This window comes from Halomonas sp. 3D7M, from assembly GCF_014897885.1.
GTDB lineage: Bacteria > Pseudomonadota > Gammaproteobacteria > Pseudomonadales > Halomonadaceae > Vreelandella.
The window spans coordinates 97,505-107,815 of sequence record NZ_JABUZF010000264.1 but is presented as its reverse complement, the minus strand read 5'-3'; the positions used below and the strand labels follow the sequence as shown (position 1 = coordinate 107,815).

The window sequence follows — 10,311 nt, the reverse complement described above, 5'->3', positions numbered from 1 at the left end:
GACAACTGGGTTGAAAATCACCGCCTCGAATTCCTCTAACATTATTTGAGGCGTAAGCTCTCTGAAATTTTCATTATTAACAAAAAATATATTCATGAAATAAATTATATTATCCAAACTTAGTGGGTGACGATAACCAAATTCACTCATTTTATCGATGAGTTCATTCCTATCAACTCTATAAAACTTTTTGGCCACTTCCTTATCATCTAGAACGCTTAGTATTTCTTTAGAAACACTATCATTTAAAATCCTCATTCTGAGCTTCTGTCGAAGCATAGCTGACCAATCTTTTTCTTTATAATGATGATAAGCAAGCTCGTCAAAAATTTAACCATTGTCCACTCGCTTGTTTCTAAAGCAGCATAAACACCATTTAGCTTTCTACTTTGAATCCCTAACCCCTCCCAATCACTTTTACATTTATATCTTAAATCGTGCTCTACCTCGTGCCATCCTTCAGAAAAAATTGTTCTAATTTGCAATTCAAAGGTATTATCAACTTTATCCTCAAAGCCTTCCAACCCCATGCTATCTGTCAAATGGCTCGGCACTTCATAGACAACATTAAACCTCACTGGCCTAAACTCGTCCTCTTTAAACTCATCTATACTTGCATCATTCTCTTTTTCTTCATAAATAGAAGAAATAGCCTTTCTAACAATTCCTATATCATCATTGAAGTAAAGAACCACCCTAACACCGATATAGTCCTGCATTTTTTTCGAAACACCATAAAGTGAATTCCCACTTAGCTTAGCCTTTATAGACTCTTCACTCTTTACCCTTGAAAACATTCTATACATAATCCCCATCGAATTTAACAGAGATGAAATATCTAACTCAATTTCTTTCCTAAGGCCATCTACACTAAAAAAAGACAAGATCACTCCCTCCCTAAAATATTTTTAATCTCACTAATTTTTGCTTTATTTATAGCAATGAAATTTGAATCTTTAGCCTCTTCTAACAAACCGTCCCTTTTAAGCCTTTTAATTTCAGCTATGATTTCTCTCCTGCTAAACAGTTCAGTATGAAAAAGATTTTTAGTGAAATAATGAAGTCTTTCCATAGATTGACTACCCATTGGCCAAATTTTTGAAAAAATGTAATAATCCACACCAATACTTAGATCACTTTCATTTCCATCAGAAACTTTATCTAATGACTCAACAAACTCATTATTATCTTTACAATTATAAAAACTCAAAGAAACTTTATCTAAGCCATCAACAAACGTGCAATCCCAAAAGCTACAACTCAAAAAGGTTACATTATTAAAGTTATTAAAATCAAAGGATGCCCCTTTGAAAATACACTCATTAAAAACGCTATCTTCTATAGAGCCTTTTTCAAAAAATGAAACATCTTTAAAAACAAGGGAAGTAATCTCACATTGGTCATAATTACTTTCTGAAACATTGCCTAAAAGAAGGCTTTCACACCTCATCCGAGAGGAACTATCCAGAAATTCTTTCATAAAAGAAAGTCTATCCCAGAGAAATGCTTTACTATCTTCATCTCTAGGAACATATGAGAAAACAGCTGGCTCTACGAATCTTTCATCGCTAGCCATCCACTCATCATCGACATGAATTATGTTCTCACAAATATAATTACCAAACACAAACTCATTTACAAACTCAATATTATTATCCCCTTGATTACTTCTATCAAAAAAGGCGTGATTAGATAGAGTAGTAGCCAACTTGTCCAAAGTAGGCCTTTCTTTTGGACTATACGATGACCTGACTGCATCCAAAAGATCAGAACCACGCTCTTTTATAACATTAATAATTTTTTCCCTTGAGTCAGATGTATAATTTTTTTCACACATATCTCCAGCAACTATACTCAATAGAGATGTTTGCTGTTCAATACTCATTCTTATCTCTTGTCTTTCCATCTCGCGTTCAAGCATGGAAGCAAAATATTTCTCTACTATCGTAGAAGGCTGAGAGCATAGTTTTTCAAAATTATCAAAGTCCAAAAACCTGATAAAACTTAAAAGCACAGGGTTTGATAGTTTTTCTAAATTTATGCCAACACTCTCAAGTTTTTGAAGCCTATCGAACTGAATCCAATCACTTATTTCAGGCTTTTCAATTCTATATCGATCAATAGTAAACTTCTCATCATAACGCTTTAACCACTCATTAAACATTTCACCATCAAATATTGCCGAACGCCTTGACGTTAATATCACCTTAGAATTTTTAACCAACAACTCACTTATTGTTTCCAGCATCGGCTCAGCATTGTCAAAATTCATTACTCTATCCGCAGATGAGCTCTTATCATGCAGAAGCTCATCAAATCCATCTAATACAACAGCAACTCTTCCTTCTTTAACCTCTTCGATTACAACATTAGAGTTAACAGAGCTAAAAGACCTATCCACCTCTCTTATAAAGATATGGCTAAAAACTTTAGCCTGCCTATCTCTAGAAAACTCTGTGAAAAATGGGATTGGAGCATTAACATTATTAGAGAGAGAATTAATTATTTCATAAGACGTACATGTTTTTCCAAAGCCTGCGGGCGCTTCTATAATTATCAACTTTGGGCCGCTTTTGTTTATAGAAGCACATATATCTTCAACTATACCACCTTCGCCTTTTTGGCCATTTTTTATAAACGGGGCTTTAATATAACTATAACAACCAGCTCCATCAGGCAGAATACTTAATATTTTATCACAATGTAAACGGTACTCTTTTTTAATCTTCTTCCTCCACTCTTCTGTATTAAAAAACCCATCAAACAAACTTTTTTCAATATCTTCATAATTTTGATAATATGTTTTCTTGGTCGAATATCCCATTCGTTGAAGTTGACTCGCAACAAGCTCCATTTCTGTTTCAGATGTTTCATTTTTTGCTCCAATTGCCACAATTTCAGCGTTATGAAAAAAACCGGACTTAAATGTAAATGCCAAAAAACTCTCTTTTGAAGCCGTTGAGTTATATGAAAAACCATATTTTTCAAAAAGAGATATTATTTTATTGCGCTGCATTCTTGGCCTCATTAAACGAATAAAAAATATAAGTTTATATTGCTCCGTGTCTAGATATCAACTCAGGGCACTATAACCAACACAGAATCAAGCAAAGAAAATAGAAACACAGTAATCTTATCGTAACATTGAAATTTATAGTAAGCTCCAATAATAAAAAATCCAAAAAAAACCGCCTTTCGACGGGGTTAGTATACCGAGCTATCGAACAACCTCATTCCCACTCAATTATATATAGCCACTTAAAACCTTTATTTTTCAATACTATACAAACCACTTAAAGCAAAAGACCATAAAAAACACCACACAGAAAAATCACCAACCTAAGTAACACAGTCGATAATCAGGACCTATCTGAACATTCAAGGCGTAACCTGAGACTCAATAGGCAACCTAGGACGCAGATCAAGAAGGTGTACATATATGTAAGTTCCACCTCCCAAAGCCTGTTGCACTCTGTCAACCTCTGCAGTCAGCAGCGACAACAACTCATCCGCTTTGATCATGCGCTTTTCATCTGGATGTTGCCATTGACGATCTTTTGCAAGAGTCACCAGTAATGCTCCAGCTTTACTGTACTCTGCTGCCATGTACTTCCTAACAAGCTGATTTTCTATTGTATCTCGCAAGTCTGTCGCTGTGCGCCGATCACCAAGTTTTAGTTCAATCACAGCTTCATGCTTAGAAAGAACAGAACGCAAACGTATATCAGTTTCCTTTTCGTCAGCTGTAACAGCCTCCTGGTCCACAGTGTAGATCGAGTTCGCAGCATGACTCAGCTCGCGCGAAATTTCTCGACGCATGACCCTCTCGTCTGATATCCCTGCCCAAGCCTCTCGCGGTGACGCATCACGGAGAAGAAGGTCGTCCAGGTCCGACAGCCTATCCTTCATAATCGCAAACATGGCTTCATTCGTTGAGGCAGGCGCTTCCCCGCTTCGGTCAAGTGCTATCGTTTGAGCCTCATCAAATGCTTCAGCATCAATCTCTTGCGCCCAACTCTCTTCTGCCACAGCCAAAATCCGATCCTTGAAATGAGCGCACAAAGGATCTGCGGCCATCTCGAGTTTGGCAGCCAAGCCCTCCTCGCCCTTCGAGTTAAACAATGCCGTTACAATGCTATTACGTGCCTGTTCCGCGTCGTCGCGAGTGTCCGGTGAATAGGATCCTTCGTGGTGCGCGTCGTCTTGTATTCGAACGTGTCGATAGGCCAGGCGAAGCAGCCGCAGCAGTAATTGCGGCGTGAAGCGTTCGTCACCCAACCCAATTCCGTCTTGGCGATCCCCAAAGAGGCTAGCCAGCCATGTCACAGCGTCTGATCTTTCAGATGGTTCAACTATCTCGATCTGATCAGCCAGCTTTTCGACACCCGCCTGCGGATCAATTCGCATCAAGGTCGACAACCAAAGAATACGCAGCGCAAACGGCAATTGTTGCTCCAATCTTTGGAGTGCCCGTTCTCGAAGTCTCTCAATTTCCGACGCATCCCCATGCTTCAAGATAATCCGTGTGACCTGCCGAAGCCTTTCGGTCATCCCAGTCGCGTTGTCGGCGCCATTGATCTGCTCCCCGCCGGCATCTAACCAAGATTCCAGCCGTGGAAGAAATAGTCTCGCTACTCTCTCAGGCGCGTAACCAATTCCTTGAAGCAGGCCTGAATGTCCATGCTCACCTAGCGGCTGGCTCAGTTCCCACGACAGTTCATTTCCAAGCGCCCGCTCCACAGCGTTTGGATGCGTGTCTACGAGACTTTCTATCCACTGAGGCAAGCCGTTCAGTTCAATCGGAGCGTACCGCGCGGCCAGCTCGGCTTCGGCATCGTTGAGTTTAGTTGCCCAGTCAGGGTCCTCCGCTTCGGCGTAGATCGAGGCCAGACCAAGCTGCCAACGTACAAGAAATGTATTGCGTTTTCCTTCGGGCCTTTCGCTAGGAAAAGTTGGGTGGTCATCACGCCAGATTTTCATCAACGCCCGGCGAAGCTTGTCGGCCGTTTCTTGATTGAATTGCTCTTCAATGAATCGCCGGTTCCAGCCTGACGATCGACTGTCCTCACCATCGTGACTCATTGTGCGCCACAAGTTCCAAGCAGTGTTCCAGCTCTGCTCTGTCGAAAATGCGTTTTCAGGCTGATTGGCAACCTCTCGCCAGAACTGAACCCAGCTCGCGTGGTTCTTTGCCTTTCGCCGCTCTTCTTGCTTATTTCTTTCAGCCTGCCTCTTTTCCCTGCGACGATGTTCTTTGTCGTGCTTCGATGGCTTCAGCCAGTCGTCAAGCCTTTGCACGAATGAAGGTTCATCCTCTATGAGAGGCCTCAGTCCCTCAACGTGTTCTTTCCATGTATCACGATCCGGCGACAGGCTGATGGCTGCCTCCAAGAGCATTGCGCGTTCACCCGCATCCCGGGTCGTGTCTCCAAGCGCCTCGCTCACCCAAGTCAGATCCCGGTCTGGTCTTAGCTGAACTGGTCCATCATAAACAGTTATCTCTGCGAACCGTCTCCAAGGATCTTTGATTTCATGGAGCGACTGCAGCAAACCATCCATAACCCAGAAAAGACGCGCACTGTCTACTGCATTCAGATTACTTAGCTTTTCGCGAAGCGGTTTGATCGGATCATCGTCACCATAGTCCCTTTGGTGTAATCGCAATGCGATTACACCAGCATATAGCCACTGCTCGTCTTGGCTTATATTGAGGCCGCGCTCACAGGTTGCGGCAAGTGACCCGATGAGATCCGGTCGATCGCTCGTGATATGTGGCCACTCCTTTTTCCATTTTAGCCCCTCTGAGATTAGAGCAAGAAGGCCATCACGAAGCTCCTCGAGGACAGAGGGCTCAAAGGCCGATGCAGCTATTAGGCGCGGAAGTTGCCAGTTAAGGCTTCCTGCCCTCCGCTTCTCTCGCTTTAGCCATCGAAGCGCCCGAAAAAGCTCTTCAACCGACATATATTTTGGGAAAAGACTCAGCACGGCACCACGCGATATTCTATCGGGCCAGAGATCGTCAGCATCCGCTATACGTGCGGCAATTGTGCCTAATCTCTCGTCATCAAGGGCTATTAAGGCGTCGATAGCCATTATGCGCTCGACCGTAGTTGCTGCAATGTCCTGAGTGATCTCGAATACGATGTCAGCACAAGCTTCTATGCGACCCGCCTCGATGAGGCTGATGAGGACTTTTCGCACATCCGGATTCTCTACCACTCCACTGCGCCAAATCCTGTCGATTTCTCCTGCCAACTCGTTAGATGTAAAGCGGTGGACCTGAATGTGAGGCACCTTAAGGCCTCTCCATCCACCAAGGCCGTAGCGCTCTGCGTAGGCGTGAAGAGCTTGATTTCGCTGAGTTTGCGTTAGCGACTCAGGGTCACCTTCATCTAGAAGCACAGCAGGTTCATTGTCCCGCAACAGTTCAAATATCTCGTGTACTTGTAAGGCCAACCATCCCACCACTGGCCGTTTGGACAGGCGAACGATTGTGCTACCTTTCGTCTCCGCAAAGAGAAGACGTTTAAGGGCTCGAAACGGCATACCTTGCCTTCGAAAAGCTATTAGCCGTTCCGCGGCAAGATACTCGGCAACAGAACGATGATGGAAGCGCACTCGGCCATAAGAAGCGAAGCCAAATAACGGACGCTCCAGCAGTGCTTTTCGTTCGTTCGGTTGCCAATCGGAGAGGATGATCGCGGGGTCGAGAGCAGCCTCATTGTCAACAGCGTCGGACGCGGCACTATGACGAATGGTTAGACGACGCGTCATCTGAACTGCGAGCGCGAGCCGGCTAGCTCCCTCAATCGCCCTGTCGACAGACAATTCCGCCGGCTCAGGCCTGTCTTCACGAGGAAGCAACTTCACGCGAACATTCGTAGCAACCTGATCGCGATGTGTTCGAATACGTTTATGCTCACGCCAGTCTGCGCACAACTCAATTAAGTCCTGAGGCCTGCGTGCAAACTCAAGGGCATTGCGACGTCGTAAGTCCTCAAAAGAAGATCAGGATCGCTCACTCCCTGGTGTCGACAAAAATCGACGATCTGTTCGTCCGATAGCGGCATTAAAGCTACAGACCGCCAATCGGGCGATTGATTTTTGCTTCTGTTGTCGTGTTGCTCCTGATGCTCTCGCATTGCGATCTTCGCAAATGCCTCTTCACCGGAGTCGTAAGTCGGCGCCAGAGGAACAGGCAGCACATTTCGGACCAACTGTTCGTCGAAGGGGATCGGCCGTGTCGTGATGACAACCCGCACCCGATGAAGCTGACCTCCGATACACTTTTTCAGACGTTTGAGCGCGCGCTCAAACGAACCCATCGTCAATTTCAGCTCATCAATCGAGTCCAAAAAAAATGTCGCCACCTCAGACTGTGAGGCAAGCCAAGCGTCCAGCCGGGCTTCTTCATCTGCATCTAACAGACTGCGAAGGTCTTCTGTTGCCAACGCCGCCAATTCAACGAAGAATGCAGGTTCTCCAGCAGCCCGAAGGCTCTCGGACTGTTTACGGCATTCGTAGGTTTTTCCTGCCCCTGCCTCTGAAATTATCAGTACACGTTTTGAATGCAGCAGCTCATCCCATGTAACGCCTCGGGCCCAGCCCAAGCCTACCAAGAATGATTGCTGGTCAGCCTCAGTAATTTTCCCATCAGGAATGTTTTTAAAGGTTCTTTTTATCATTATTGCTAATGCCACCTCTGAACTGTGTACTGATCAGTCTCGTATCTAATATCCTCTGTTACAGCCTCGGCCTCTTTAAAACCCAACTCATTGAAACGCATTAACTATATAGAAAGCCACTCAATGACGCGGAGTAACGACACCTACAAGTTTATAAATCGTTGTACAGGATCATTGAGCACTACAGACACAGACACATCCTTCTTGGTTATTCAGAGCGCTCCGAATTTACCAGCGCCAAAACACAAAAGCCCGCATATACACGGGCTTCCGGAGTGTTTATTGCCAATCACTACTGGTCTATGCCGAACGCGGGATCACTCCCACTCAATAGTAGCAGGCGGCTTGCTGCTCACGTCATAAGTAACCCGCGAAACGCCTTCCAACTCATTGATAATCCGGTTGGATACCTTCTCCAGCAGCTCGTAGGGCAGGTGCGCCCAGCGGGCGGTCATGAAGTCGATGGTTTCGACCGCGCGTAGCGCGATGACCCATTCGTAGCGGCGGCCATCGCCGACGACACCTACCGATTTAACTGGTAGGAACACGGCGAAGGCTTGGCTGGTCTTTTCGTACCAACCGGCGGCGCGCAGTTCTTCGATGTAGATGGCGTCGGCATCACGCAGGATGTCGGCGTACTCTTTCTTCACTTCACCCAGAATGCGCACGCCCAGGCCGGGGCCAGGGAACGGGTGGCGGTAGACCATATCGTAGGGCAAGCCAAGTTCGAGGCCGAGTTTGCGCACTTCGTCTTTAAACAGTTCGCGCAGCGGCTCGACCAGCTTGAGCTTCATGGTTTCCGGCAGGCCACCGACGTTGTGATGGGATTTGATCACGTGCGCTTTGCCGGTTTTAGAGGCGGCGGATTCAATCACGTCCGGGTAGATGGTGCCCTGGGCCAGGAAGTCGACGCCGTCGATTTTGCTGGCTTCTTCATCGAACACGTCGATAAAGGTGTTGCCGATAATCTTGCGCTTGGCTTCCGGGTCGTTTTCGCCCTTCAGCTTGCCGAGGAACAGCTCTTCGGCGTCGACACGGATCACCTTCACGCCCATGTGCTTGGCGAAGGTTTCCATCACTTGGTCGCCTTCGTTTTTGCGCAGCAGGCCGTTATCGACGAATACGCAGGTCAACTGGTCGCCAATGGCTTTGTGCAGCAACGCCGCCACAACCGAGGAGTCGACACCACCGGAAAGGCCAAGCAGTACATGGCGGTCACCCACTTGCTCGCGTACGCGCTGCACTTGGTCTTCGATGATTTGTGCAGGCGTCCAGAGTTTTTCAGCGCCGCAAATATCCAGCACGAAGTGCTCAAGAATGCGCTGACCTTGCAGGGTGTGGGTCACTTCGGGGTGGAACTGCACGCCGTAGAACTGCTTCTCTTCCCAGGCCATGGCGGCAATCGGGCAGCTCGGCGTGGAAGCGGTCACGGTGAAGGTGTCAGGCACCTGAGAGACCTTGTCGCCGTGGCTCATCCATACGTCTAGCAGGCCTTTGCCGCTGTCGGTATCGATGTGGTCTTTGATGTCTTTGAACAGCGGGGTGTCGCCGTCGATTTGAATCTGGGCGTAGCCAAATTCGCGCTGGTTAGAGCCTTCCACTTTGCCGCCAAGCTGCTCGGCCATGGTCTGCATGCCGTAGCAGATACCAAACACCGGCAAGCCCATTTCGAACACGCACGCCGGTGCTCGCGGGGAATCCAACTCGGTCACCGATTCCGGGCCACCGGCCAGGATGATGCCGTTCGGGTTGTATTCGCGAATTTCTTCTTCGGTGATGTCGAAGGCGCGGATTTCGGAGAATACACCGATCTCACGCACACGGCGGGCGATCAGTTGGGTGTACTGGGAGCCGAAGTCGAGAATCAGGATCTTATGGGCGTGAATGTCACTCATGGCGGGGTCTCGGTTAAGCGGTGTGGGTGCCGCTGTTAAGGCCAAAAAGCAAGCGGCGGGGCAATGCCCGCCGCGCCATTTAACTAAACGTGCTGGTTAGCTCACCCGGTAGTTGGGGGCTTCTTTGGTGATCTGCACGTTGTGAACGTGGGATTCGTTAAAGCCAGCGCTGGTAATTTGTACAAATTCCGGCTTGGTGCGCATTTCTTCAACACTGCGGCAGCCGGTGTAACCCATGGAAGCGCGCAGGCCGCCCATCAGTTGGTGAACGATAGCGCCCATCATGCCTTTATAGGGTACGCGGCCTTCAATGCCTTCCGGCACCAGCTTCTCGGCACCTTCGCTCTTATCTTGGAAGTAGCGGTCGGCGCTGCCCTGGTTCTGAGACATGGCACCCATGGAGCCCATGCCACGGTAGGCTTTGTAGGTACGGCCTTGGTAAAGCTCAACTTCACCCGGCGCTTCTTCGGTACCGGCCAGCAGGCCACCGACCATCACGGCGCTTGCGCCAGCGGCGATGGCTTTGGCTAAGTCACCCGAGAAGCGAATGCCGCCGTCGGCGATCAGCGGAATATCGAACTCTTTGAGCGCTTCTGCCACGTTAGACACCGCGGTGATTTGCGGAACACCAACGCCTGCCACAATACGTGTGGTACAGATAGAACCGGGGCCAATGCCCACTTTAACGGCGTCTGCGCCCGCTTCAGCCAGCGCTTTGGCGGCAGCGCCGG

At 47.4% G+C, this 10,311-nt stretch carries 7 protein-coding genes; all 7 read right to left on the bottom strand.

Annotation, left to right across the window (positions count from 1 at the left end):
- Positions 1-258 (bottom strand): hypothetical protein (locus INT22_RS21400; protein WP_226912861.1); only part of this gene is annotated, 258 nt, incomplete at its 3' end.
- Positions 255-884 (bottom strand): RelA/SpoT domain-containing protein, encoded by a 630-nt coding sequence (locus INT22_RS17520; RefSeq protein WP_193068651.1) that lies wholly within the window; start codon positions 882-884, stop codon positions 255-257. The genes INT22_RS21400 and INT22_RS17520, both read right to left, overlap by 4 nt.
- A 2-nt stretch (positions 885-886) precedes the next feature.
- The gene (locus INT22_RS17515) at positions 887-3,016 is read right to left on the bottom strand and encodes a hypothetical protein (protein ID WP_193068650.1); all 2,130 of its coding nucleotides are present in this window, start codon (positions 3,014-3,016) and stop codon (positions 887-889) included.
- 362 nt (positions 3,017-3,378) lie between these two features.
- The gene (locus tag INT22_RS17510) at positions 3,379-6,870 is read right to left on the bottom strand and encodes an ATP-binding protein (RefSeq protein ID WP_226912860.1); all 3,492 of its coding nucleotides are present in this window, start codon (positions 6,868-6,870) and stop codon (positions 3,379-3,381) included.
- 74 nt (positions 6,871-6,944) lie between these two features.
- Positions 6,945-7,685: a hypothetical protein gene (locus INT22_RS21395; protein ID WP_226912859.1), complete on the bottom strand. Its 741-nt coding sequence runs from the start codon at positions 7,683-7,685 to the stop codon at positions 6,945-6,947.
- 317 nt (positions 7,686-8,002) lie between these two features.
- The gene (gene guaA / locus INT22_RS17505) at positions 8,003-9,580 is read right to left on the bottom strand and encodes a glutamine-hydrolyzing GMP synthase (RefSeq protein ID WP_120387289.1); all 1,578 of its coding nucleotides are present in this window, start codon (positions 9,578-9,580) and stop codon (positions 8,003-8,005) included.
- Between the two features lie 96 nt (positions 9,581-9,676).
- Positions 9,677-10,311: IMP dehydrogenase (locus INT22_RS21390; RefSeq protein ID WP_226912858.1), on the bottom strand; the 635-nt coding region annotated here is incomplete at its 5' end.

Excerpts from the sequence above, each read along its gene's own strand:
- INT22_RS17515 (WP_193068650.1), bottom strand. The coding sequence starts at position 3,016 with ATGCAGCGCAATAAAATAATATCTCTTTTTGAAAAATATGGTTTTTCA.
- INT22_RS21395 (WP_226912859.1), bottom strand. The coding sequence starts at position 7,685 with ATGATAAAAAGAACCTTTAAAAACATTCCTGATGGGAAAATTACTGAG.
- guaA (WP_120387289.1), bottom strand. The coding sequence starts at position 9,580 with ATGAGTGACATTCACGCCCATAAGATCCTGATTCTCGACTTCGGCTCC.